This window comes from Pseudomonas sp. MMS21 TM103 (genome assembly GCF_022132145.1).
GTDB lineage: Bacteria > Pseudomonadota > Gammaproteobacteria > Pseudomonadales > Pseudomonadaceae > Aquipseudomonas.
The window spans coordinates 58,100-83,347 of record NZ_JAJISP010000001.1 but is presented as its reverse complement, the minus strand read 5'-3'; the positions used below and the strand labels follow the sequence as shown (position 1 = coordinate 83,347).

Annotated in this window: 22 protein-coding genes and 1 pseudogene; 15 read left to right on the top strand and 8 right to left on the bottom strand. The window is 63.0% G+C overall.

Annotated elements, in window-relative coordinates; translation table 11 throughout:
* From LJY18_RS00400 to LJY18_RS00385, 4 genes are all read right to left on the bottom strand, one after another.
* Positions 1-1,044, bottom strand: coding sequence for an ABC transporter ATP-binding protein (locus LJY18_RS00400; protein WP_238039745.1), 1,044 nt, complete (start codon positions 1,042-1,044; stop codon positions 1-3).
* A gap of 215 nt (positions 1,045-1,259) precedes the next feature.
* Complete coding sequence (ydcS, locus tag LJY18_RS00395; protein ID WP_238039744.1) at positions 1,260-2,411, bottom strand: putative ABC transporter substrate-binding protein YdcS; 1,152 nt, start codon at positions 2,409-2,411, stop codon at positions 1,260-1,262.
* An 88-nt stretch (positions 2,412-2,499) separates the two neighbouring features.
* Positions 2,500-3,966: a gamma-aminobutyraldehyde dehydrogenase gene (locus LJY18_RS00390; protein ID WP_238039743.1), complete on the bottom strand. Its 1,467-nt coding sequence runs from the start codon at positions 3,964-3,966 to the stop codon at positions 2,500-2,502.
* A gap of 142 nt (positions 3,967-4,108) precedes the next feature.
* On the bottom strand, positions 4,109-5,020 hold the full coding sequence (locus LJY18_RS00385; RefSeq protein ID WP_238039742.1) for a LysR family transcriptional regulator: 912 nt from the start codon (positions 5,018-5,020) through the stop codon (positions 4,109-4,111).
* A 227-nt stretch (positions 5,021-5,247) separates the two neighbouring features.
* Between LJY18_RS00385 and LJY18_RS00380 the strand changes: the two genes are divergently transcribed.
* The 11 genes from LJY18_RS00380 to LJY18_RS00330 all read left to right on the top strand — a co-directional run bounded on the left by LJY18_RS00380 (position 5,248) and on the right by LJY18_RS00330 (position 16,555).
* Entirely contained in the window at positions 5,248-5,976 is a 729-nt protein-coding gene (locus tag LJY18_RS00380) for a tellurite resistance TerB family protein (protein ID WP_238039741.1), read from the top strand.
* A gap of 288 nt (positions 5,977-6,264) precedes the next feature.
* A complete protein-coding gene (locus LJY18_RS00375) occupies positions 6,265-7,926 on the top strand; it encodes a GMC family oxidoreductase (RefSeq protein WP_238039740.1) in 1,662 nt (553 codons plus the stop codon).
* Positions 7,927-8,042: 116 nt separating this feature from the next.
* Positions 8,043-9,138, top strand: a protein-coding gene (gene prfB, locus LJY18_RS00370) for a peptide chain release factor 2 (protein ID WP_238039739.1) whose coding sequence is annotated in 2 segments (ribosomal slippage) — positions 8,043-8,114 and positions 8,116-9,138 — 1,095 coding nt in all. Because the reading frame shifts where the segments join, the coding sequence is not laid out codon by codon here.
* A 136-nt stretch (positions 9,139-9,274) separates the two neighbouring features.
* Positions 9,275-10,777 (top strand): lysine--tRNA ligase, encoded by a 1,503-nt coding sequence (gene lysS, locus LJY18_RS00365; protein WP_238039738.1) that lies wholly within the window; start codon positions 9,275-9,277, stop codon positions 10,775-10,777.
* Between the two features lie 112 nt (positions 10,778-10,889).
* Positions 10,890-11,603: a TetR/AcrR family transcriptional regulator gene (locus LJY18_RS00360; protein ID WP_238039737.1), complete on the top strand. Its 714-nt coding sequence runs from the start codon at positions 10,890-10,892 to the stop codon at positions 11,601-11,603.
* Positions 11,604-11,676: 73 nt separating this feature from the next.
* Positions 11,677-12,228, top strand: a complete 552-nt coding sequence (locus LJY18_RS00355; protein ID WP_238039736.1) for a hypothetical protein — start codon at positions 11,677-11,679, stop codon at positions 12,226-12,228.
* Between the two features lie 29 nt (positions 12,229-12,257).
* Positions 12,258-13,553, top strand: a complete 1,296-nt coding sequence (locus LJY18_RS00350; protein WP_238039735.1) for a flavohemoglobin expression-modulating QEGLA motif protein — start codon at positions 12,258-12,260, stop codon at positions 13,551-13,553.
* A 190-nt stretch (positions 13,554-13,743) separates the two neighbouring features.
* Entirely contained in the window at positions 13,744-14,490 is a 747-nt protein-coding gene (locus tag LJY18_RS00345) for a TIGR00266 family protein (RefSeq protein WP_238039734.1), read from the top strand.
* 144 nt (positions 14,491-14,634) lie between these two features.
* A complete protein-coding gene (locus LJY18_RS00340; protein ID WP_238039733.1) occupies positions 14,635-14,955 on the top strand; it encodes a hypothetical protein in 321 nt (106 codons plus the stop codon).
* 181 nt (positions 14,956-15,136) lie between these two features.
* Positions 15,137-15,784 carry an MBL fold metallo-hydrolase gene (locus LJY18_RS00335; RefSeq protein ID WP_238039732.1) on the top strand — a complete coding sequence of 216 codons (648 nt, stop codon included), beginning with the start codon at positions 15,137-15,139 and terminating at the stop codon, positions 15,782-15,784.
* Between the two features lie 111 nt (positions 15,785-15,895).
* Complete coding sequence (locus LJY18_RS00330; RefSeq protein ID WP_238039731.1) at positions 15,896-16,555, top strand: OmpA family protein; 660 nt, start codon at positions 15,896-15,898, stop codon at positions 16,553-16,555.
* A 102-nt stretch (positions 16,556-16,657) separates the two neighbouring features.
* Here the strand turns inward: LJY18_RS00330 and LJY18_RS00325 are convergent, their stop codons facing one another.
* The 4 genes and pseudogenes from LJY18_RS00325 to LJY18_RS00310 form a co-directional block, all read right to left on the bottom strand.
* Positions 16,658-17,572: an acyltransferase gene (locus tag LJY18_RS00325; RefSeq protein WP_238039730.1), complete on the bottom strand. Its 915-nt coding sequence runs from the start codon at positions 17,570-17,572 to the stop codon at positions 16,658-16,660.
* Between the two features lie 423 nt (positions 17,573-17,995).
* Positions 17,996-20,089, bottom strand: a complete 2,094-nt coding sequence (pta, locus tag LJY18_RS00320) for a phosphate acetyltransferase (RefSeq protein WP_238039729.1) — start codon at positions 20,087-20,089, stop codon at positions 17,996-17,998.
* 148 nt (positions 20,090-20,237) lie between these two features.
* Positions 20,238-21,425, bottom strand: coding sequence for an acetate kinase (locus LJY18_RS00315; RefSeq protein WP_238039728.1), 1,188 nt, complete (start codon positions 21,423-21,425; stop codon positions 20,238-20,240).
* Between the two features lie 173 nt (positions 21,426-21,598).
* Positions 21,599-21,934: pseudogene (locus tag LJY18_RS00310) on the bottom strand (DUF3565 domain-containing protein).
* Between LJY18_RS00310 and LJY18_RS00305 the strand changes: the two are divergent.
* From LJY18_RS00305 to LJY18_RS00290, 4 genes are all read left to right on the top strand, one after another.
* Positions 21,933-22,418 (top strand): FKBP-type peptidyl-prolyl cis-trans isomerase, encoded by a 486-nt coding sequence (locus LJY18_RS00305; RefSeq protein WP_238039727.1) that lies wholly within the window; start codon positions 21,933-21,935, stop codon positions 22,416-22,418. The pseudogene LJY18_RS00310 and the gene LJY18_RS00305 overlap by 2 nt on opposite strands.
* Positions 22,419-22,570: 152 nt before the next feature.
* Positions 22,571-23,053, top strand: a complete 483-nt coding sequence (locus LJY18_RS00300; protein ID WP_238039726.1) for a glutathione peroxidase — start codon at positions 22,571-22,573, stop codon at positions 23,051-23,053.
* Positions 23,054-23,352: 299 nt separating this feature from the next.
* Entirely contained in the window at positions 23,353-23,946 is a 594-nt protein-coding gene (locus tag LJY18_RS00295; RefSeq protein WP_238039725.1) for a TetR/AcrR family transcriptional regulator, read from the top strand.
* 56 nt (positions 23,947-24,002) lie between these two features.
* The gene (locus LJY18_RS00290) at positions 24,003-25,112 is read left to right on the top strand and encodes an NADH:flavin oxidoreductase (RefSeq protein ID WP_238039724.1); all 1,110 of its coding nucleotides are present in this window, start codon (positions 24,003-24,005) and stop codon (positions 25,110-25,112) included.
* Positions 25,113-25,248 lie beyond the last annotated feature (136 nt).

Below are 25,248 nucleotides of genomic sequence, written 5' to 3'. Positions count from 1 at the left end.
TCAGTGGCCCTCACCGGAGGCAAGATCCTGCAGCGCCACCATGGCCGCCCGGGCCCAGCGCGCGGTCACGGCCTGGCCGGGCTGAAAAACCGGGGTGCCGGCCTGCCACTGATCGTTGGCCTGGCTGATGCTGAGGTTCTGGCCGTTTTCCAGCTGGATCTCATAGCGGGTGGCCGCGCCCTGGTACTGGATGTCGTGCAGCAGGCCGCTGACTTCCACCTCGTCGCTGCTGGCCGCCTGGTCGTCGGCGAAGCGGATGTGCTCGGGGCGGATCGAGCAGGCCAGGGCCTGGCCGGTCAGGCGTTTGGCCAGCTCGCCGCGCAGCACGTTGGAGGTGCCGACGAACTCGGCGACGAACGCGGTCGCCGGCTTCATGTACAGGTTGCGCGGGCTGTCGACCTGCTCGATGCGGCCCTTGTTGAATACCGCGACCCGGTCGGACATCGACAACGCCTCGGTCTGGTCGTGGGTGACGAAGATGAAGGTGATGCCGAGCTGGCGTTGCAGCTTTTTCAGTTCGCCCTGCATCTGCTCGCGCAGCTTGAGGTCGAGGGCGCCCAGGGGTTCATCCAGCAGCAACACCCGCGGTCGGTTGACCAGGGCGCGGGCCAGGGCCACGCGCTGGCGCTGGCCGCCGGACAGTTGCGCCGGCTTGCGCGCGCCATAGCCGTCCAGGGCCACCAGGGCCAGGGTCTCTTCGGCACGGGCGTAGCGCTCGCCCTTGCCCACCCCCTTGACCTTGAGGCCGTAGGCGACGTTGTCCAGCACGTTCATGTGCGGGAACAGCGCATAGTCCTGGAACACCGTGTTGACGTCGCGCTGATAGGGCGCCAGGCCGACGGCCTCCTCGCCGTGGATGCGGATGCTGCCGGCGCTGGGCTGCTCGAAACCGGCGATCAGGCGCAGGCAGGTGGTCTTGCCCGAACCCGAGGGGCCGAGCATGGAGAAGAATTCGCCATCCTGGATGTCGATGGACACCCGGTCGACGGCCTTGACCTCGCCGAAGACGCGGGAGACACCGGTGAATTGCACTGCAAGGGTCATGTCAAAAAACTCCAGGAGAAAAAACCATCCATCCCGTCCTGGCTGCCAGGTTTTGCCGACACGGGACCGCCAGGACAGGATGGATGTAAAACGGTGAAATCAACTGCTCGGGATGTTCGGCCGGATAAGGGTTTATCCAGCCGCCATCAGCTCGGTCCGGGTGCAGGGTTCACACCAGCGCTCCACCGAGCCGCGCAGCCTTCGCGATGCCACAATCAGCGACCGCCCATGATCGCGATGTAGTCCTGGGTCCAGCGGCTGTAGGGTACGTACTTGCCACCCTCGGCCTGCGGGGTCTTCCAGAAGGCGATCTGGTCGAATTTGTCGAAGCCATTGGTCTTGCAGCCTTCGGCGCCGAGCAGTTCATTACCCTGGCAGGCGGCGGGCACTGCCGGCAGGGAGCCGAACCAGGAAGCCAGGTCGCCCTGGACCTTGGGCTCCAGCGACCAGTTCATCCACTGGTAGGCGCAGTTCGGGTGCTTGGCATCGGCGTGCAGCATGGTGGTGTCGGCCCAGCCGGTGGCACCCTCGACCGGCACCACAGAGGCGATCGGCTGGCTTTCCGCCTGCAGGGCGTTGACCTGGTACGGCCAGGAGCCGGAGGCGACCACGCCTTCGTTCTTGAAGTCGCTCATCTGTACCGTGGCGTCGTGCCAGTAACGGTGGATGAGGTCGTGTTGCTGGCGCAGCAGGGCCAGGGTGGCGGCGTATTGCTCCTCGTTGAGCAGGTAGGGGTCGTCGATGCCCAGTTCGGGCTTGGTCGCCTTGAGGTAGAGCGCCGCATCGGCGATGTAGATCGGGCCGTCATAGGCCTGCACGCGGCCCTTGTTGCTCTTGCCGTCGGGCAGGGTCTGCTCCTCGAACACCACTTTCCAGCTGGTCGGCGCGTCCTTGAGCACGCTGCTGTTGTACATCAGCACGTTCGGGCCCCACTGGTAGGGCGTGCCATAGTGCTGGCCGGCGACGGTGTGCCAGGGGGCCTGCTTGAGGCGCTCGTCGACGGTCTTCCAGTTGGGGATCAGGTCGATGTTGATCGGCTGCACGCGCTTGCCGGCGACCAGGCGCAGCGAGGCGTCGCCCGAGGCGGTGACCAGGTCATAGCCGCCCTTGGCCATCAGGCTGACCATCTCGTCGGAGGTGGCGGCGGTCTTGACGTTGACCATGCAGCCGGTCTGCTGTTCGAAGCCGGTGACCCAGTCGTAGCCCTTGTCGGTCTCGCCGCGCTCGATATAGCCGGGCCAGGCGACGATATCCAGGCGTCCTTCGCCGGCACCGAGGGCCTTGAGTGGCTCGGCGGCTTGCAGGCTGGTGCTGGCCAGCAGTGCGCTGGCCAGCGCACTGAACAAAGCGGTTTTTTGCACGAACATTGGAATTCCCTCTTTTCTATTGTTGGGCTCGGGGCAGTTGCACGTCGTGTTGCTCACCCGGTCAGGGCTACTTGTGGGTACTACTCATTCAATCCAGCTGCTGGCCATGGCGGGCCATGATGTGGCGCACCACGCTGTAGTCCTGCAGCGAATCGCTGGACAGATCCTTGCCGTAGCCGGAGCGCTTGAGGCCGCCATGGGGCATCTCGCTGACCAGCATGAAGTGGCTGTTGATCCAGGTGCAGCCGTACTGCAGGCGGGCGGCGACCTGCATGGCCTTGTCCAGGTTGCCGGTCCACACCGAGGAGGCCAGGCCGTATTCGGAGTCGTTGGCCCAGTCCACCGCCTGCGTCAGTTCGTCGAAACGGGTCACGGTGACCACCGGGCCGAACACCTCGCGCTGGACGATCTCGTCGCCCTGCCGGCAACCGGCGAGCAGGGTCGGCTGGTAATAGAAACCGGGGCCGGAGTGTGCGGCGGCGCCGGTGACCCGTTCGATGTGCGGTTGACCGAGGGCGCGCTCGACGAAGCTGGCCACCCGGTCGCGCTGGCGCGCGCTGATCAGCGGGCCGATCTCGTTATCCGCGTCGGTCTTGCGGGCAAAGCGCAGGCTGTTCACAGCATCACCCAACTCCGCCACCAGGCGGTCGTGGATACCTTCTTCAGCATAGATGCGGCAGGCCGCAGTGCAATCCTGGCCGGCGTTGTAGTAACCATAGGTGCGCACGCCTTCGACTACCGCCTGCAGGTCGGCATCGTTGCAGACGATCACCGGCGCCTTGCCGCCGAGTTCCAGATGGGTGCGCTTGAGGGTCTTGGCGGCGGCCTGGAGGATTTTCTGCCCGGTGACGATATCGCCGGTCAGCGAGACCATGCGCACTTTGGGGTGGCTGACCAAGTGGCTGCCGACGCCTTCGCCGCCACCACAGACGATATTCAGCACACCGCGCGGCAGCAGTTCGGCGAACACCGGGGCCAGGGCCAGGATCGACAGCGGGGTGTGTTCGGAGGGTTTGAATACCAGGCAGTTGCCGGCCGCCAGCGCCGGGGCGATCTTCCAGGCGGCCATCATCAGCGGGTAGTTCCAAGGCGCGATGGAGGCGACCACGCCGATCGGGTCGCGCCGCACCATGCTGGTATAGCCCGGCAGGTATTCGCCGGACAGCTGGCCGGTCTGGCAGCGCACCGCGCCGGCGAAGAAGCGGAACACGTCCACCGTGGCGCTGAGGTCGTCCTGACGGGCCAGGTGCAGCGGCTTGCCGCAGTTGAGCGCTTCCAAGCGAGCGAGCAGGTCGGCGCGCTGTTCGATAGCGTCGGCGATGCCGAGCAGGATCAGCGAGCGTTGCTGTGGGGTGGTCCGCGACCAGCTGGAAAATGCCCGGTGTGCCGCAAGGATGGCAGCCTCGACCTGTTCGCTTGAGGCTTCGGCGATATGGGTCAGGATTTCACCGGTTGCCGGGTTGAGGATCGCTTCCCCAGCGCCCTCACCGGCGAGCAGCTGGCCGTCGATCAATAATTCACGGAAAAGGGGCGTGGGAGTCGTTGCGCCAGCCATTCGGTGTGCCCTCATCTTATTCTTGGGGCAGCGGGCTGTTGTAGGCAGGATCGGGCCCGGTGCGCTCTTCTCAGTGTGCGAAGGAGAGACTAGATCCTGGGCTTTAGGCTCACAAATTCTTAATACTGAAGGCTGCGTTCGATTAAATAGATAGCTTGCGTCCGGCAGGCTGCTCGCGGGCAACGCTGAGGAAGGGGTCGACCAGTGCCGGTCGTGCGCTGCCGCGGCGCCAGGCCAGGCCGACGTCAAGGGGCTGGGTCAGGTCGACCAGGGCGCGGGCTTCGATGATGTCGCCCTCCAGTGACCAGGGGCGGTAGGTCATGTCCGGTTGAATGGACAGGCCCAGGCCGGCGGCGACCAGGCTGCGCACCGCCTCGGTAGAGCCGGTGCGCAGGGTGATATGGGGCTGCAGGCCGGCGCCGGACCAGATGCGCTGGGCGTTCAGCTCCATCTCGTCGACATTGAGCTGGATCAGCGGCTCGCTGACGATGTCCGCCAGGCTGATGCTGTCGTGTTCCAGCAGCGGATGTTGCGGCGGCAGCCAGAGGCGCAGCGGTGAGTGGGTCAGCACCTCGGTCTGCAAGGCGTGGCGGTCTTCCAGGTTGGACAGGATCAGCACGCCGACGTCGATCTCGCCGCTGACCAGCAGGTGCTCGATATACGGGCGTTCGTCTTCCATCACGCGGATTTCCACATTGGGGTAGGCGCGCTGGAAGCGGGTGAGCAGGTCGGCCAGGTAATAGCCGGCCACCAGGCTGGTCACGCCTATGGTCAGGCTGCCGGCGACCTGATCGGTGCTCTGTTGCAGGCTGCGTTTGGCGTTGTCGACGGTGGCCAGGATCAGGTGTGCCTGACGCAGGAACTGGTGACCCTGATGGGTCAGGGACATGCCCTTGGCGTGGCGATTGAACAGGCTGACGCCGATCTCCTCCTCCAGTTGCTGGATGGCCAGGGTCAGGGTCGATTGGGAGATGTGCACGGCCTGGGCTGCTGCGGAAATCGAGCCGGTCTCGGCGACGGCAATGAAGTGGCGGATCTGGCGCAGGGTCATCATCGTGGGCTACCAACCGGGTGCTGAGCAGTCTTTCGGTACAGTTTTGTCGAAAGTACATCATTGCGTTCGTTTTTGTAGAGCGCTAAATGTTTTCCTTTGTGCGCGCGGTGTGCGGCTCGCCAGGCCGCGCGGCGGCAACATCTCGACGCAATCTGTCGGCGGCTACAGGAATTTTCCATTTAGTCTGGCGCTATTATTTGCACCTTCGTTAGCCAGGAGACTTGTCGATGAATACCCGTGGTTTGCTCGATCAGTTACTCAAGTCCGGTCAGGATCTGCTGCAAAAGAAGGCTGGGCAAAGCGCCGGCAAGGGTTCCGCCGCCGGTGGTTTGGATGGATTGTTGTCAGGTGGTGCTGCTGGCGGTCTGGGCAGTCTGCTATCCGGTGCGGGTGGCGGCGCTTTGGCTGGCGGTGCCATGGCTTTGCTGCTCGGCAACAAGAGCGCACGCAAGTTGGGCGGCAAGGCGCTGACCTATGGCGGCCTGGCCGCGCTGGGGGTGATCGCCTACAAAGCCTATGGCAACTGGCAGGCGCAGCAGGCGCAAGCGCCACAGGGCGAGCCGCAAACCCTCGATCGCTTGCCGGCGCCGCAGGTCGAGGTGCACAGCCAGGGTATTCTCAAGGCGCTGGTGGCCGCCGCCAAGGCTGATGGGCATGTCGATGCGCGTGAGCGCCAGCTCATCGAAGGCGAGCTGGTCAAGTTGACCCATGACGCCGAACTGCAGCGCTGGCTCGAGGCCGAGCTGAACAAGCCGCTGGATCCGGCCGACGTGGCGCGCGCGGCGACCAGTCCGGAAATGGCCGCCGAGATGTATATCGCCAGCGTACTGATGGTCGATGAGGAGCACTTCATGGAGCGCGCCTACTTGGAGGAGTTGGCCCGTCAGCTCAAGCTCGACCCGGCGCTGAAAAGCGAACTGGAAGCCCAGGTGCGCGTGGAGCTGAACGCCGGCTGAAATCCGGTCGTAGCCCGGATGCAGCTTGGAAGAGGGTGGTTTGGGTATTTTCCGGCTACATACTGTTCGCCGGATGGTGGGGGCCGCTCATCCTGCAAAAAGCCTCCGGCGGGACATCGCTGGTGCCCCAGGGAGATCGCGGATGCTATCGGCGGGCAGCTATCCTCGGGTTGCATCGGGGTGCGGTTATTCACCGCGTCTATCTCAGACCAAAAGATCATCATGTCGCGCGCGCCAAGCGGCTAGGCTGGTGGCCATTCATAGGTAACGATCAAGCAGAGGGCGCCCATGCAACAACTCGAGGACAGCTACGACTACCTGATCGTCGGGGCCGGCCCGGCCGGCTGCCTGCTGGCCAATCGCCTGTCTGCCGATCCAGCGGTGCGGGTGTTGTTGCTGGAGGCCGGCGGGCGTGACAACTATCCGTGGATCCATATTCCGGTCGGCTACCTGTATTGCATCGGCAACCCGCGCACCGACTGGTGCTATTCCACCGAGGCCGAACCCGGCCTGAACGGCCGTGCGCTGAACTATCCGCGTGGCCGGGTGCTGGGTGGCAGCTCGTCGATCAATGGAATGATCTACATGCGCGGCCAGGCCCGCGACTACGATGGCTGGGCGGCGGCCGGCAATCCCGGCTGGGCCTGGGACGATGTCTTGCCGCTGTTCAGGCGCACGGAGAACCATTTTGCCGGCAGCAGCCAGGTACACGGGGCCGCTGGCGAGTGGCGGGTCGAGCGCCAGCGCCTGTCCTGGCAGGTGCTGGAAGCCTTCCGTCAGGCCGCCGGGCAGAGCGGCATCGCCAGCATCGAAGATTTCAACGCGGGCGATAACGAAGGCTGCAGCTACTTCCAGGTCAATCAGCGCCGTGGCGTCCGCTGGAACGCTTCGAAAGCCTTCCTCCGCGATATTCGTCAGCGCCCCAATCTGCGTGTGTTGACCGGCGCCGAGGTGCAGCGGGTGGTGCTCGCCGAGGGACGCGCCGATGCGTTGAGTCTGCGCTGGCAAGGACGCGAACGGCTGATCCGCGCGCGGCGCGAGATCATCCTGTGCGCCGGCTCGATCGGCACCCCGGCACTGCTGCAACGTTCGGGCATCGGTCCGCGGCCGTTATTGCAGCGCCTGGGCATCGGCGTGCAGCACGAACTGGCCGGGGTGGGCGAGAACCTGCAGGATCACCTGCAGCTGCGGCTGATCTACAAGGTCAGCGGCGTGCGGACCCTCAATCAGGTCGCCGGCAGCCTGCGGGGCAAGCTGGGCATGGGGCTGGAGTATCTGTTCAAGCGCAGCGGCCCACTGGCCATGGCGCCGAGCCAGCTGGGCGCCTTTGCCCGGTCCAGTGCCGAGCAGACCTCGGCCAACCTGCAATACCACGTGCAGCCGCTGTCGCTGGAGCGATTCGGCGAGCCGCTGCATGACTTCCCGGCCTTCACCGCCTCGGTGTGCAACCTGCGGCCGTACAGCCGTGGCAAGGTCGAAATCCGCTCGCTGGAGGTCGCACAGGCGCCGTTGATTCAGCCCAACTACCTGAGTGACGAGCGCGATCTGCAGGTGGCCGCCGATGCCATTCGCCTGACCCGGCGCATCGTCGCCGCGCCGGCGCTGGCGGCCTTCAAACCCGAGGAGTACAAGCCTGGGCCGAGTTACCAGAGCGAGGAGGATCTGCAGCGGGCGGCGGGGGAGATCGGCACCACGATCTTTCATCCGGTCGGCACCTGCAAGATGGGTCCGGGGCGCGCGGCGGTGGTCGATGCCCAGTTGCGCGTGCATGGCGTGCCGGGGCTGCGCATCGCCGATGCCTCGGTCATGCCGGACATCGTTTCCGGCAATACCTGCTCGCCGGTGCTGATGATCGCGGAAAAGGCCGCGCAATTGATTCTCGAGTCGCAAGCCGGGTCGGGCCTGGAGATTGCCCTGGCGCCGCCGGTGAGCGAGGAGGTGGCCGGCTAAGTGCCCGCTGGTCTACCCGCTGGCCGATCACGACCGCTTGCGGGCTGCCAGAGGTACTGCGACTACGGTATACTCGCCGGCTTTTCCGAAAGTTTTACCTGTGAGTGCCGCCAGCCATGGAAATCAACCCGATCCTGAACAGCATCAAGGACCTATCCGAGCGCACCCAGACTATTCGGGGGTATCTTTGACTACGATCAAAAGCATGATCGGCTGGTCGAAGTAAACCGCGAACTCGAAGACCCGAACGTCTGGAACAACCCCGAATACGCCCAGAACCTGGGGCGTGAGCGCGCCGCTCTGGCGTTGATCGTCGACACCATCGACGACCTCGACGGCAGTCTCGGCGATTCCCGCGATCTGCTGCAGATGGCGGCCGAAGAAGAAGACCAGGGCGCCGTCGACGACGTTGCGGCCGAGGTCGAGCGCCTGCGCGAAATCCTCGAGAAGATGGAATTCCGCCGCATGTTCAGCGGCGAGATGGACGCCAACAATGCCTACCTGGACATCCAGGCCGGCTCCGGCGGCACCGAAGCCCAGGACTGGGCCAACATCCTGCTGCGCATGTACCTGCGCTGGGCCGACAAGCGCGGTTTCGACGCCACCATCATGGAGCTGTCCGCCGGTGAAGTCGCCGGGATCAAGGGTGCGACCGTGCACATCAAGGGCGAATACGCCTTCGGTTGGTTGCGCACCGAGATCGGGGTGCACCGACTGGTACGCAAGAGTCCGTTCGACTCCGGCAACCGCCGTCACACCTCGTTCTCGGCCGTGTTCGTGTCCCCGGAAATCGATGACAACATCGAAATCGACATCAATCCGTCGGACCTGCGCATCGACACCTACCGTTCTTCGGGTGCCGGTGGTCAGCACGTCAACACCACCGACTCGGCGGTGCGGATTACCCACGTGCCGAGCAATACCGTGGTCTGTTGCCAGAACGAACGCTCCCAGCACGCCAACAAAGACACCGCGATGAAGATGCTGCGCGCACGCCTGTACGAGCAGGAAGTGCAGAAACGCAACGCCGCCTCGCAGGTGCTGGAAGACTCGAAGTCGGACATCGGTTGGGGACACCAGATTCGCTCCTATGTGCTCGATCAGTCGCGGATCAAGGATCTGCGCACCAATATCGAGCGCAGTGACTGCGTCAACGTGCTCGACGGCGATATCGACGAGTACCTGGTGGCCAGCCTGAAACAGGGGCTTTAACAACACGCAATGTAGGTTGGGCCGGTCAGGCCCAACGAGCGGCGCTGCATTTGCGTAGGAGGCCGGCCCGTTGGCCGGATGTTGGGCATCGCTGCGCTCAGCACCAACCTACGATTACCAGGAAAGACCAGAGACCATGAGCGACCAACAACTCGACCACCACGAACTGCAACAGGAAGAAAACAAGCTGATTGCCCAGCGCAAGGAAAAGCTTGCCGCAGCGCGTGAGCAGGGCAACGCCTTCCCTAACGATTTCCGTCGCGACAGCTACTGCGCGGACTTGCAGAAACTGTACGTCGACAAGACCAAGGAAGAGCTGGCCGCAGCCGCTATCCCGGTCAAGGTCGCGGGTCGCATCATGCTCAATCGCGGTGCCTTCATGGTCATTCAGGACATGACCGGGCGCATTCAGGTGTACGTCAACCGCAAGACGTTGCCGGAAGAAAAGCTGGCCGAGGTCAAGCACTGGGATCTGGGCGACATCATTGCCGCCGAAGGCACCCTGGCCCGCTCCGGCAAGGGCGACCTGTACGTCGAGATGACCCAGGTGCGCCTGCTGACCAAGTCGCTGCGTCCGCTGCCGGACAAGCACCATGGCCTCACTGACACCGAGCAGCGCTATCGCCAGCGCTACGTCGACCTGATCGTCAACGAGGAGGTGCGCGACACTTTCCGCGTGCGCTCCCAGGTGATCGCCCACATTCGCCAGTTTCTGATGCAGCGTGACTTCCTCGAAGTGGAAACGCCGATGCTGCAGACCATTCCCGGCGGCGCCGCGGCCAAGCCGTTCGAGACCCACCACAACGCGCTGGACATGGGCATGTACCTGCGCATCGCGCCGGAGCTGTACCTCAAGCGCCTGGTGGTCGGCGGCTTCGAGAAGGTCTTCGAGATCAACCGCAACTTCCGTAACGAAGGCGTGTCGACCCGGCACAACCCCGAGTTCACCATGTTGGAGTTCTATCAGGCCTACGCCGATTACGAAGACAACATGGACCTGACCGAGGAGCTGTTCCGCGAACTGGCCCTGCTGGTGCTCGGCAGCACCGACGTGCCTTACGGTGACAAGGTGTTCCACTTCGGCGAACCCTTTGTGCGCCTCTCGGTATTCGACTCGATCCTCAAGTACAACCCGCAGCTTACCGCCGCGGACCTGCAGGACATCGACAAGGCCCGCGCCATCGCCAAGCAGGCCGGCGCCAAAGTGCTGGGCTTCGAAGGCCTGGGCAAGCTGCAGGTGATGATTTTCGAGGAGCTGGTCGAGCACAAACTGGAGCAGCCGCACTTCATCACCCAGTACCCGTTCGAAGTGTCGCCGCTGGCCCGGCGCAACGACCAGGATCCGAGCGTCACCGACCGTTTCGAGCTGTTTATCGGCGGCCGTGAAATTGCCAACGCCTATTCCGAGTTGAACGACGCGGAAGACCAGGCCGAGCGTTTCCACGCCCAGGTGGCCGACAAGGACGCCGGCGACGACGAAGCCATGCACTACGATGCCGATTTCGTCCGCGCCCTGGAATACGGCATGCCGCCGACCGCCGGTGAAGGCATCGGCATCGACCGCCTGGTCATGCTGCTCACCAATTCGCCGTCGATCCGCGACGTGATCCTCTTCCCGCACATGCGCCCGCAAGCGTGAAGCCAAGCCGCCCTCGGGCGGCTTTTTGTTATCTGACGCTGGATTCATTCTGCGCAATACTGCTTAACACGAGATGTCGCTGCTTTTCAGCGTGCGCGAGGACCGTCCAGACGTGAGCTCCATTCCCATCCCGGCTAGCGCCACCCGTGTGGCCAATGCCGTTGCCCAGAGCGTGCAGTACCAGGGTCGCAAAGTCAGCCGGCGGGGCAGCGAGCAGCGTCGTCAGGCGATTCTCGATGCCGCCATGGCCATCATCGTGCGCGATGGCGTGCGAGCCGTGCGTCACCGTGCGGTAGCCGCCGAAGCCGGGGTGCCGCTGTCGGCCACCACCTATTACTTCAAGGATATCGATGACCTGATCACCGATACCTTCGCCCAGTTCGTTGAGCGCAGCGCTGCCTACATGGCCAAATTCTGGAGCAGCACCGAGGGTGTGTTACAGGAGTTGCTCGGCGCGCTCGACGGCAGCGTGCAGGCGCGCCAGCACCTGGCGGACGAGATTGCCCGCCTGGCGCTGGAGTACGTGCGCCATCAACTGCTTAACCGTCGCGACCATTTGCTCGCCGAACAGGCCTTCGAGCAGGAAGCCTTGCTCAATCCGCGCTTGCACGAGTTGGTGCGTGCCCATCGGCAGATTCTCTTGCAGGGCGTCAGCCAGTTTTGCCAGGTGCTGGGGTCGGCGCAGCCCGAGCAGGATGCCAGGCTGTTGACGGCGATTATCGGCTGGATGGAGTATCAGGGCCTGCTCGATGGCCTCGAGCAGTTGGATAATGAGGACATGTTGGCCATTCTTAAACGTTATATGCATGTAGTGTTGGCACTCTGAGTCGCGCCCTGCGGGTGGGGCCTCTCACGGGTTGTCTGCCGGCGTGATCGAACTGTTTCACAAGGAGAGCGAAATGAATGCCTGGCGCGTAGCGGTGGCCTTGTCCTTGCTGCTATTGAGTGGCTGTCTGGTGACCCTCTACGACCCGATTCCAGCCAACGAAGCGGCGCCTATCCCCCTGCTCGGCGAATGGTCACGCAAGGACGAATGGGGTGAGCGGTACTATCTGGACATTACCCGTGCTGGCCCCAGCCTCTACGAGGCCAGAACCTACAAGGACAGCCCGGACAACCTCGACAGCGAGGAAAAGTACGGCTTCACCGTGGCCCGTCATGGACGGCGCTGGTACCTGTCGGCGGGGCTGCCGCAGAGCCTGGGCGGCAACTTCGCCATCGCCGGCTTCGAACTGACCGTCGACAATGAGCTGGTGATCTACGCCCTGGATGTCGAACGCATCCTCCAGGAACTCGAGGCGGGCACGTTGCACGGCAAGTCAGTCGATACAACGCAGGGCGAGGGTGTCCTGATTACCAGCCCGCTGGATGCCCTATTCGCCTATCTCGACGACCAGGCCAATTCGGATGTATTTATCGAGGTCGCGCGCTATCAGCGCGTCGGTCCATAGTCAGTCAATGAGCAAATAATGAGGGAGCGATGAACAGTCTCACTGGGTTGGACGACTATCAGCTGATGGTGCGGGCATTGTCCGACCGCATCGTCGAGGCGCAGACGCCAATCCGCGTGCTGGATGCGGTGAAATGGGACGACAGCATTCGTCAGGGCTTTCTCAAGGCCAAGGGCAAGGCCATGCCGGCGGTCGACCGCAGCTATTACGCCAATCTGCCGTTGGCATTCGATGCCACCGCGAAGAAGCAGGAATTCCAGAGCATCGAGCGTGACATTACCCGTCTGCTTGGCCAGTTCAATCCGGTGGGCCAGATCATGCGGCGCATGTGCCGCGAATACCGCATGGTCATCCGCATGCTCGAGGCGCGCGGTACCGAAGATTTCGGCCTGATCTCGCAAGACCTGTACGGCGCCGCCTCCGATGCCTTCCATGCCGGTGACCCGACCCTGGCCGATCTGGGCCTGATGTTTTCCGACTACCTGAACAATATCGACAGGCGCGGCGATCTCGAGGACGAACCGAAAAACCTCAGTGCCAAACAGGCCGTGAATCTGTTGCAGGGACGGCTGAACAAGGTGTTTGGCGAAGCGGAGGACACCATTCGGGTGTTCGAGTCCGACGGCATTCTCGCCGACGCGGCGGCCGGCGCCGACTACATCAAGATTCGCACCGACGCGCTGTTCAACGAGCGCGACGTCCGGGCCCTGGAAGTACACGAGGGGCTGGTGCATGTCGGCACCACCCTCAATGGCCTGAATCAGCCGGTCTGCACCTTCCTGGCCAAGGGGCCGCCCTCATCCACCGTGACCCAGGAGGGGCTGGCGATCCTGATGGAGGTGATCACCTTCGCGTCCTATCCGACCCGTCTGCGCAAGCTGACCAATCGCACGCGCACCATCCACATGGCCGAGGAAGGGGCGGATTTCCTGCAGGTCTTCGAGTTCTACCGCGAACAGGGCTTCGACATGGAAGTCAGCTACAGCAATGCCAGCCGGGTGTTCCGCGGCTCGACCCCGAACGGGCTGCCCTTCACCAAGGATCTGTCCTATCTGAAGGGCTTTATCATGGTCTACAACTACATCCAGCTGGCCGTGCGCAAGGGCAAGCTGGAGCAGATACCGCTGCTGTTTTGCGGCAAGACCACCCTGGAAGACATGCGCACCCTGCGCCAGCTGGTCGACGAGGGCCTGGTGGTGGCGCCGAAATACCTGCCGCCACAGTTCCAGGATCTCAACGCCCTGTCGGCCTGGATGTGCTTCTCCAACTTCCTCAACCACCTGAGTCTTGACCGCATCGAAGCCGACTACGCCAACATCCTCTGAAAGCTGCTGCGCTCGAGCATGCTGCGTTGAAGGTGAGGCCGGAAATGCTCATTTACAGCAGTAAACTCCGCTTTCCGGCCTCATCTTTGCCTTGCCTGCTCTTCGCTCGCGACGCTTTCAGATCATGCGCGATAGGGTCACCCGATCAACACCCAGGACAGTGCCTAAGCGAACTGCCAGGAGCCTTTGTATGCCCAGCCATTCCCTCGACTACGAAATCCTCGGCGCCTCGGCGCAAAGTGTGGAAATCATCCTCGACCCCGGGGAGACGGTGATCGCCGAAGCCGGGGTGATGAACTACATGACCGACGGCGTGCGCTTTGAAACGCGCATGGGCGACGGCGCGGCGAGCGGGGTACTGGGCAAGCTGTGGAGCGCCGGCAAGCGCATGCTCACCGGCGAGTCGCTGTTCATGACGCACTTTTCCAATGCCGGCAAGACACCGGCGCGGGTCGCCTTTGCCGCGCCCTATCCGGGCACCGTGGTGCCGATTCAGCTGGCCGAGCACGGCGGCAGTCTGATCTGCCAGAAAGACGCCTTTCTCTGCGCCGCCTACGGCACCGCGGTCGGAATCAGTTTCAACAAGCGCCTGGGCGCGGGCTTTTTCGGTGGCGAGGGTTTTATCCTGCAAAAGCTCGAGGGCGATGGCCTGGTCTTCGTGCATGCCGGCGGCACGGTGATTCGCAAGGAGCTGAACAACCAAACCCTGCGTCTCGACACCGGCTGCCTGGTGGCCTTCACCAGCGGTATCGATTACGACATCGCCCTGGCGGGCGGGCTGAAAAGCATGTTGTTCGGCGGCGAGGGCATCGTCCTGGCGACCCTGAAAGGCACTGGCACGGTCTGGGTCCAGAGCCTGCCGTTCTCGCGCCTGGCCGAGCGCATCTACGAGGCGACCTTCAAGGCCCGCGAAGAAGTGCGCGCCGGCGGTAAATGATCGCCACTTTGCAACGGCTTGCGTTTGTATCAAGCTGCGCCGCCTGTCGCTACTGTCAGTGTCACTGCATCGCGCACCTGTCAGCCGGCCATCTGGTTCGCCAGGCGATTATTTTTCTGCAACGTCCAACTTCGAGAGTCTGTAATGAGTGAACTGAACCCCATCCCCCTGATCCTCACTGGCATTGGCAGCATCTGCGCCACAGTGGCGGCCCTCGCTTATTACGGCTACCTGCATTTCGCTCAGCCGGAGGATGCCTTGCTGCTCTCCGACTACACCATGCTCAAGACCGTTCCCGGCGAGGACTACAAGGTCTCGCTCAAACCGGCAAACCAGGTGGCGCAGTGCGTCGATGGCGTCTTGGTGCTGTTCGACCTGGAGCAGAAAGGCCTCAGTGGCGTGCTGGTCGACCAGCGCAAGCGGGCCGTTCGCTGCGTGGCCGAAGAGGCTCCAGTCGCGCAGTGAGTCTGTGTCGGCGGAGCGGCCCTGCGAGACACTGTCAGCCTTGACGCCCATACACAGCTTCAAGCGCGATTGCCCCGCCAGGGTCGATGCAGGTTGTCTGCCTGCAGGGCGGCCGTGAACCGTTCAATTTTTGTCGCGCATGGGTAAGCTACCCAGTGATTACCGCACCGAGGAGTAAACGATGAGCACTACTGCGCCGACCGCGCTAATCCGCGAAACCTTCCCCGTCGGGCCTTTGCAGTGCAACTGCACGATCATCGGTGACCCCGTGACCAAGCAGGCTATCGTGGTCGATCCCGGTGGCAATCCCGAGCTGATCATGGCGCGCCTGGAGGCCCATGGCCTCAAGGTTGTCAGCATCATTCACACCCACGCCCATCTGGATCACTTCCTCGCCTCAGGGCAGATGAAGGAGAAGACCGGCGCGACCCTGCACCTGCACAAGGAAGATCAGTTCCTCTGGGACAGCCTGGAAATGCAATGCCGCATGTTCGGCGTGCCCTATGTGCCGGTCCCCGCGCCCGATCAGTGGCTGGTCGACGATCAGGCACTGGACTGCGGCTGCGGGGTGGCGCTGCACACGCCGGGGCACACGCCAGGCTCGATGAGCTTCTGGTTCCCGCAGGACAAGTTGCTGATCGCCGGCGATACCTTGTTCCGGCGTGGCATCGGCCGCACCGATCTGTGGGGCGGCGATTACCCGACAATCGAACGTTCGATCAAGCAGCGCCTGTATAGCCTGGACGAGGACGCCACCGTGATTACCGGGCACGGGGCGCAGACGCGTTTGGGCGATGAAATGCGCGAGAACCCATTCGTGCGGGCATGATTGGCCATTCATCGTGGCGGATCTTGTTAAGCTGGTGAGGAACTTAACAGCAGGTCCGGGTTCCAACACCCGATGAAGATCTGTCACAACACGAAAAATAAAGGAATAACGATGACTACATGGCGCAATCTGGCATTCGCAGCAGTTGGCATTACCCTCTTGGCTGGCTGTACCACCAATCCTTACACTGGCGAACGTGAAGCCGGTAAAGCCGGGATCTACGGCGGTATTGGTGCTGTAACCGGCGCGGTGATTGGTGCCGCCACTTCGAGCAAGAAAGACCGGGCCAAAGGTGCGCTGATCGGCGCGGCAGTGGGCGGCGCCGCAGGCGGCGGCTATGGTTACTACGCCGATACTCAAGAAGCCAAGTTGCGCGAGACCCTGCAAGGCACTGGTGTGCAGGTGCAGCGCAATGGCGATGACCTGAAGCTGATCATGCCGGGCAATATCACCTTCGCCAGCAACTCGTCGGATCTTTCCAGCGGCTTCTACCCGACCCTCAATTCTCTGGTCAAGGTCTTCAACGAGTTCGACAAGAACGGTATCGACATCGTTGGCCACACCGACAGCACCGGTTCAATGGAACTGAATCAGAACCTGTCGAATCGCCGGGCGCAAAGTGTCGCCTCCTACCTGACGAGCAACGGTATTTCGCCGGCACGCATTTCAGCTTACGGTGCCGGGCCGAGCCAGCCTATTGCCAGCAACGCCACTGAAGCCGGCCGCGCGGAGAACCGTCGGGTCGAGATCAACCTGCGTCCCCTGCAGTAACGCGTCACAGCGACACCCGAAAGGCCTCCCGCACCGGGAGGCCTTTTTTGTTGTGCAGGCGTTGTCAAACTATCGAGCGCCGTCTTGACGCGTCACCCGCCCTCAGGCACGTGGTTGCGGCCCATATTGCCGATGCAATTGAGCCAGCTCGGCGTCCTTGTCTTGCCACAACTGGTTGACCCACTGCTGGAAACTGAGGCGATAGGCTTCGTCCTGATCGTAGTTCCTGCCGATGAACTGTGGCGGGATCGGCAGTTCGTTGAAACTCACCACCACGTCGCTGATCTCGCCGCTGAGGAGTTGCCAGAAGCCCGGATTACCCTGGGGATAATGAATGGTGACGTTGACGAGGCTGTGCAGTTGTTCGCCCATGGCGTCCAGCACGAAAGCGATACCGCCGGCCTTGGGTTTGAGCAGGTACTGGAACGGTGAGCCTTGCGCGGCTTGCTTGGCCGGGCTGAAGCGCGTGCCCTCGAGGAAGTTGAAGACCGACACCGGGTTGCTCTTGTAGCGCTCGCAGGCCTTGCGGGTGGTCGCCAGATCTTCGCCGCGTTTCTCCGGATGCCTGGCCAGGTATTCCTTGCTGAAGCGCTTCATGAAGGGAAACTCGAGCGCCCACCAGCACAGGCCTATTACCGGCACCCAGATCAGTTCCTGCTTGAGGAAGAACTTGAGCAGCGGCATGCGTCGGTTGAGCTGGTATTGCAGGACCAGTATGTCGACCCAGCTCTGGTGGTTGCTCGTCACCAGGTAGGTATGCTGTTTGTCGAAGCGCTCGATCCCATTGATGTGCCAGCGGGTCTGCGAAAGCAGATCCATCCAGAATTTATTGGTGGCAATCCACGACTCGGCAATCACATGCATGAGGTCGCGCACCCTGCGTTGTAGCGCCGGGATCGGCAACAGCAGTTTGAGCAACGCCAGGAAAAACAGCGGCCAGCACCAGAACAGGGTATTCAGGGCCAGCAAGCTTGCGCCAATCAGGCCGCGCAGGGGGGCAGGCAGACAATGCAGCATGGGGGCAGATGCCTCCGCAAAGGGGGGGCTCGGCCCCGGATTGTTCATAGCCCGAGGTTCTCTACCACGGGTCGGTCGGCGCACAGGGTAGCGTCTGGGCACTGGACTGCAAGTGCTGGAGCTGACCGATAGGTCATGTTGCGGGGCTGTCGCTATTACTCGTTATCAATAATCCACCCAGTAGCCCGAATAAGCCTTGGTGTAATTCGGAGGCCACCGAAATGTGGCGAGTGTCGTATCAATCATGAACTGTCGGATCTTGCAGGTTCATCGCCATCGGCTGCGTGGGCTTTACTCACCCACCAGGGGATCGCGCTACATGGGTAAGACCGCGGTTAACCGACATCTCAACGTTGTCGTGACACCAGGGTGGATGGCACATGAGCCATCCACCGACGATGCCGCAGCCCCTGCCTATGGCGGCTACTGCGGCAAGTTGGCGGCCTGGATTGCGGTCAGGGCGATGGTGTAGACAATGTCGTCGACCAGCGCACCGCGCGACAGGTCGTTGACCGGTTTGCGCAGCCCTTGCAGCATGGGGCCAACGCTGATGCAGTCGGCGCTGCGCTGCACGGCCTTGTAGGTGGTGTTGCCGGTATTCAGGTCGGGGAACACGAATACCGTGGCGCGGCCGGCCACCTGGCTGTTCGGTGCTTTCTGCCGTCCAACGCTCTCGATCGCGGCGGCGTCGTACTGCAGGGGGCCGTCGAGCAGCAGGTCCGGGTTGATCAGCCTGGCCAGGCGCGTGGCCTCGCGCACCTTCTCGACTTCTTCGCCGGTGCCCGAGTCGCCGGTGGAGTAGCTGAGCATGGCCACCCGCGGCTCGATGCCGAAGGCTACGGCCGAGGCCGCGCTTTGCACGGCGATCTCCGCCAGCTCCGTCGCAGTCGGATCGGGGTTGACCGCGCAATCGCCATAGACCAGTACCTGATCCGGCAGCAGCATGAAGAACACCGAGGACACCAGGTTGTAGCCCGGCGCGGTCTTGATCAGCTGCAAGGCCGGGCGAATGGTGTTGGCCGTGGTGTGGATGGCGCCCGAGACCAGGCCGTCGACCTCGTCCAGAGCCAGCATCATGGTGCCGAGCACCACGTTGTCTTCCAGCTGAGCCAAGGCCATGGGTGCATTCAGGCCCTTGCCCTTGCGCAGTTCGATCATGGGCGCGGCATAGCGCTCGCGGATCAGATCCGGGTCGAGAATTTCCAGTCCCGGCGGCAGCTCGATGCCTTGGGCCTGGGCCACGGCGTGCACGTCTTCCGGTTTGGCCAGCAGCACGCAGCGGGCTATGCCGCGCGCCTGGCAGATGGCGGCCGCCTGGATGGTGCGTGGCTCGCTGCCTTCCGGCAGGACGATGCGCTTGTCCGCCGCCTTGGCGCGCTGGACCAGTTGATAGCGGAACGCCGAGGGCGACAGGCGCAGCTCCCGTGGGGTGCCGCAGCGGGTGCGCAGCCAGTCGTGGTCGACATGGCTGGCGACGAAGTCGGCGACCTTCTGGGCGCGCTCCTTGTCGTCCACCGGGATTTCCTTGTTCAACCGGTTGAGGTCGGTGGCGGTGTCGTAGGAACCGGTGCGTACCGTCATCACTGGCAGGCCGCTTTGCAGCGCGCCACGGCACAGTTCCATGATGCGTGGATCGGGCACGAAGTCGCTGCACAGCAACAGGCCGGCCAGCGGCATGCCGTTCATTGCCGCCAGGCTCGCGGCGAGGATGATGTCGTCGCGATCGCCAGGGGTCACCACCAGGGTGCCGGGCTTGAGCAGTTGCACGGTGTTGGCCACGGCGCGGGCACAGAGCATGATCCTGAGCATGCGCCGTTGTTCGTAGTCGCCGGCGTTGAGCACGCGGGCGCCGAGCAGGTCGGCGATGTCGCGGGTACGCGGGGCGTTCAGCTCGTCCTGCCAGGGAATGCAGCCCAGCAGGCGGAAGTCTTCGTTCTTGAGCAGCGGCGAGTGTTCTTGCAAGCGCTCGCAGAAGGCTGCGACGCCATCTTCGCTGCGCACCTTGTTGATGATGACCCCGAGTACTTTCGGGTCTCGCGGACCGCCAAACAGCTGCGCATGGATTTCTAACCGATCGCACAGTTCACTCAGGCTTTCCTGTTCCGGAGCCGAGACCAGGATCACCTCGGCGTCCAGGCTCTTGGCCAGATGGAAGTTGACCCGCGCCGCATAGCTGGCCTGACGGGTCGGCACCATGCCTTCGACGATGATCACATCCTTACCGGCGGCGGCCTGGTGATACAGGCTGATGATTTCTTCGAGCAGTTCATCCAGTTGGCCGTCGCCGAGCATGCGCTCGACATGCGCCAGGGCCAGCGGCTTGGGCGAATGCAAACCATGGGTGCGGGCGATCAGTTCGCTGGAGCGTTCCGGGCCGGCGTCGCCCTGATGGGGCTGGGCGATCGGCTTGAAGAAGCCGACCTTGAGGCCGGCGCGCTCCAGGCCGCCAACCAGGCCGAGGCTAATGGAGGTGAGGCCGACGCCAAAGCCGGTGGGCGAGATAAAGAAGGTGTGCATTGAGTCTCCAATCGTGTCGGGCGAGCGCTTACAGATAGGTGGGCGCTGGGCAGCAGGCGCTGTTGGTGGTGGCCGGGCTCTGGTTGGTGGGCGCGTAGGTTGGGCTTGTCCCTGCGCTCTGCAATCCAACCTGCCCGGTCATCAGCAGTCAGTTATCGAGCAGGGTCAGGGTGTCCAGGGCGATCTGGCGTTCTTCGTTGGTCGGCACTACCAGCACACGCGGGTGGCCATAGGCCTGGATCGAGCCCGCAACGCCGCGGATGGTGCGGGCGTTGGCCTCCTGATCCAGGGCCAGGTTGAACAGCTTGAGATGGGCCGCGGTCTTGCTGCGGACCAAGGGCGAGTTTTCGCCGATGCCGCCGGTGAAAATCAGTCCGTCCAGCTGCGGCAGGGCGCAGCTCATGGCGGCGAGCGATTTGGCCAGGCGGTAGCAGAACACCTCGATGGCCAAGGTGGCGCCAGCATGGCCCTGTTCGCGGGCCCGCTCAAGGCTGCGCATGTCGTTGGACAGCCCGGAAAGGCCGAGCAGGCCGCTTTCCTTGTTCAGCAACTGGTCGATGCGCTCCAGGCTCCAGCCCAGGGTGCGCGCCAGGTGGCTGTGCAAGTTGGGATCGACATCGCCGCTGCGCGTCCCCATCACCAGACCTTCCAGCGGGGTCAGGCCCATGCTGGTGTCACGGCTCTGGCCGTTGACGATGGCACAGGTCGAGCAGCCATTGCCCAAGTGGGCCACCAGCCAACTGCTGTCGCCGACCGACAGGCCGGCCAGTTCGGCCGCGCGATGACTGACGTAACGGTGGCTGGTGCCGTGGAAGCCATAACGACGCACGCCGTGCTCGCGGTAGAGGTTGTCCGGCAGGGCATAACGAAATGCATGTTCGGGCAGGGTCTGGTGGAAGGCAGTGTCGAATACCGCCACCTGGGTCAGGGTTGGAAACAGCTTGATCGCCGCCTCGATGCCCTGCAGGTTGGCCGGATTGTGCAGCGGCGCCAGCGGCGCGGTGGCGTGAATGGCACGCAAGGTGGCTTCATCCAGGCGGCTGGCCGCGGTGAAATGCTCGCCACCATGCACCACGCGATGGCCGATACCGTGCAGCTTGCCGCCGGCGGCACTCTGCACCAGCGGCAATAGCTGGGCGAGGGCGGCGCGATGATCGCCATTGGGGATCATCAGGCTGTCCTTCTCGCCGCCACGCTGCCAGTGCAGCACTGCGTCGTGGCTGCCGAGGCGTTCGGCCAGGCCGCTGAGGGTGAATTGCGAGTGGGCTTCATTGACCAGGGCGAACTTGATCGACGAACTGCCACAGTTGATTACCAGAATATTGCGTGCCGGCATTTACCGTTCCTTGTCTGTGTCGCTAGCAGCCTGTTGGACTTGACCTTGCGCAGCGAGGAAAGGTCCGCATAGCAGCCGTTTTTACGCTCTGTTGGGGCGGAAGGCCGCCCTGCGAATGCTCGTTCTATGCAACGGAAAGTAGTGCGGAAATGATCGATTATTGTTTTCCCGCACTAGGACAGTGTCACGTCCGGCAGGCGGCCAGGGTTGGCTGCGCCGGATTCGACAGCTGCCATGCACCAGCCGCAGGCGAAGGGCTGATCCAGGCGACTAGTGCGTTGTTTGGCGTCGAGCACCTAGGTGCGATTTTGCCACGGCGGCTGATGGCGCAGGTGTTGAGTATGACCACAGGACAAGATTGCCAGCCAATGACCGTCGGCGTCCTGACCAAAGTCAATCAATCGCACCAGGCCCGCGTCCGGCCGTCCGTCAGGGCTGGGTTCGCTTTCGCGCGCACCCTTGGTTAAACTAGTCCGTTCTATTTTTCTATGCAGAAGGTCTCGCCCCATGCTGATCGCCCCCAATAAGGCTGTCTCTATCGACTATACCCTGACCAACGATGCCGGTGAGGTGATCGATAGCTCCGCTGGCGGCGCGCCGCTGGTTTACCTGCAAGGCGCCGGCAACATCATCGGCGGTCTGGAAAAAGCCCTGCTCGGCAAGCAGGCCGGTGACGAGCTGGATGTCTCCGTCGAGCCGGAAGATGCCTATGGCGAGTACAGCGCCGAGCTGGTCGCGACCCTCAACCGCAGCATGTTCGAAGGCGTCGACGAACTGGAAATCGGCATGCAGTTCCACGCCTCCGGCCCGGACGGCAGCATGCAGATCGTCACCATTCGTGAGCTGGAGGGCGACGACGTGATCGTCGACGGCAACCACCCCCTGGCCGGTCAGCGCCTGAACTTCAAGGTCAAAGTGATCGAAGTGCGTGACGCCAGTGATGAAGAAGTTGCGCATGGCCACGTGCATGGCGAAGGTGGCCATCAGCACTGATCCACTGCCGCAATGTCGAGGGCGCAATACGACTTATGGTTGTAGCAACTGTGCCAGCGACTGCTAAGCTGGGTTAAACGAGAAAGGCGCCTTCATAGAGGCGCCTTTTTTGTCCTTTGCCGGTAATTTGAAGCGTTCCCAAGGAGCTAGTCATGAGTGCCTTTCACGACCTAAATCTGCGTGCTCTGGATGGTCAGGAACTGCCGCTGGCACCCTTAAAGGGGCGGGTTGTGCTGGTGGTCAACGTTGCCTCCAAGTGCGGCCTGACTCCGCAGTACGCCGGGCTGGAAAAACTCCATCAGCAGTACCGCGCGCAGGGCTTCACCGTGCTCGGCCTGCCGTGCAACCAGTTCGCCGAACAAGAGCCTGATAGTGAAGAGGCCATTCGCGAGTTTTGCAGCCTGAACTATGGGGTGACCTTCCCCTTGGGCAGCAAGATCGAAGTCAATGGGCATGATCGTCATCCGCTGTACCGCCTGCTAGCGGGCGAGGGCGCCGAGTTTCCCGGCGACATCACCTGGAATTTCGAAAAGTTCCTGGTTGGTCAGGACGGTCGGGTGCTGGCGCGCTTCTCGCCACGTACGGTACCGGAGGATCCCGCCTTGATCCAGGCTATCGAAAAAGCCCTGAGCTGAAAGGCCTCTCAGCAGTGGAACAATCGAGCGTTGTCGCTAGGCCACCTCCAGGCGCTCGCGGCAAATCGCGTTTTGCGCGCAGCGTCCAGGGCTGTTTGGGGCGCCGGCCGCTCATGGCGCAGCGACAACCCGCCAGCTGTTGAGTCGCACCTCTTCAATCTGAAGTCGTGCCTTAGGATTGCATTGCATCGCGCGGCTGATCCGGGCTATAGGCTTTCCCTACTTCCTCCGTGTAAGCGCTTATCACGCAAATCAATAGTGCTGGGCGGGGCGAGACGACCGGTCATATCCTTGCCGGCATGAATGCACACCAACGACTCGACAAACGTGACCTGATCCTCGCCAAAGGCGCCGAGGTGATGACCCGTCGCGGTTATCACGGTGCCGGCGTGCAGGAGATCGTGCAGGCCGCCGGCGTGCCCAAGGGCTCCTTCTATCACTACTTCGCCAGCAAGGAAGAGTTCGCCCTGCAGGCCTTGCAGCAGGTGTATGGCCCGCGTTTGCAGCGTTATAGCCAGGCGCTGGCGAACTCGGCGTTGAGCCCGCGGGCGCGCATCGTCGGCTACTACGCGGAACTGGTGGAGCATTTCGCCCGCCAGGAAAAGCTCGAATACCACTGCTTTATCGGCAGCCTGAGTTTCGAGATGGCCGAACTGTCGCCCACCCTGGGTGTCGAGATCGACGCCATTTTGCAGCGCTCGGCGGACATCCTGCAGGCCTGCCTGCAGCAGGCACAGGATGCCGGCGAGCTGGCCGCCAATGAGGATTGCCGCGGCCTGGCGAGTTTTATCACCAGCGCCTGGCAGGGCGCCCTGACGCGCCTGAAAGTGGCAAACAACACCTGTGCCCTCGAAGACTTCATGCAGCGCCTGCAGCTGTTGTTGCGGGCCTGATTTTTTAAAACCCCATTAAGTAGACGACCGGTCACCTGGCCGGCAGAGGAACAACGATGAACGATCCGGTAAAAGCCTTGTTTCAACCCTTCAGCCTGGGCGCGCTGGAGCTGCCGACCCGTGTGGTGATGGCCCCCATGACCCGTTCCTTCTCGCCGGGCGGGGTGCCCAACAGCAAGGTCATCGAGTACTACCGTCGCCGCGCCGCGGGCGGTGTGGGCCTGATCGTCACCGAAGGCACCACCGTCGGCCACAAGGCCGCCAACGGCTACCCCAACGTGCCGCGTTTCTACGGCGAAGATGCCCTGGCCGGCTGGCAGAAAGTGGTCGAGGCGGTGCACGCCGAAGGCGGCAAGATCGTCCCGCAGCTGTGGCACGTGGGTAATGTGCGCAAGCTCGGTACCGAGCCGGACGCCGCCGTGCCGGGTTATGGTCCGAGCGAGAAGATCAAGGAAGGCAATGTCGTGGTGCACGGCATGACCCAGGACGATATCCAGGAAGTCATCGCCGCCTTCGCCCAGGCCGCCAAGGATGCCCAGCGCATCGGCATGGACGGCGTGGAAATCCACGGCGCCCACGGCTACCTGGTCGATCAGTTCTTCTGGGCCGGCAGCAACCAGCGCAGCGACGAATATGGCGGTGACCTGGCGCAGCGCTCGCGCTTTGCCATCGAACTGATCCAGGCGGTACGCGCCGCAGTCGGTCCGGAGTTCCCGATCATCTTCCGCTTCTCACAGTGGAAGCAGCAGGATTACAGCGCGCGTCTGGTGGAAACCCCGGAGGCCCTGGAAGCCTTCCTCAAGCCGCTCAGCGATGCCGGCGTGGACATCTTCCATTGCTCGACCCGGCGTTTCTGGGAGCCGGAATTCGACGGCTCCGATCTCAACCTGGCCGGCTGGACCCGCAAGCTCACCGGCAAGCCGACCATCACCGTCGGCAGCGTCGGCCTGGACGGCGAGTTCCTGCAGTTCATGGTCAAGACCGACAAGGTCGCCGAGCCGGCCAGTCTGGAAAACCTGCTGGAGCGTCTGAATAATCAGGAGTTCGATCTGGTGGCCGTGGGCCGCGCCCTGCTGGTCGACCCGGATTGGGCGCTCAAGGTGCGCGAAGGCCGTGAAGGCGACATCCTGCCGTTCAGCCGCGAGGCGCTGACCACATTGGTCTGATTGACCCTTTAGTGTGGCGCCGCACAACGGCGCAACACTCCCTCAGCCCCGGCACATCGGGGCTTTTTTTCGTCTTGCAAAAACACCATGGCCGGTGGCTCGTGCATCAGGACATCGCGCGGCGAGATATTCCAGG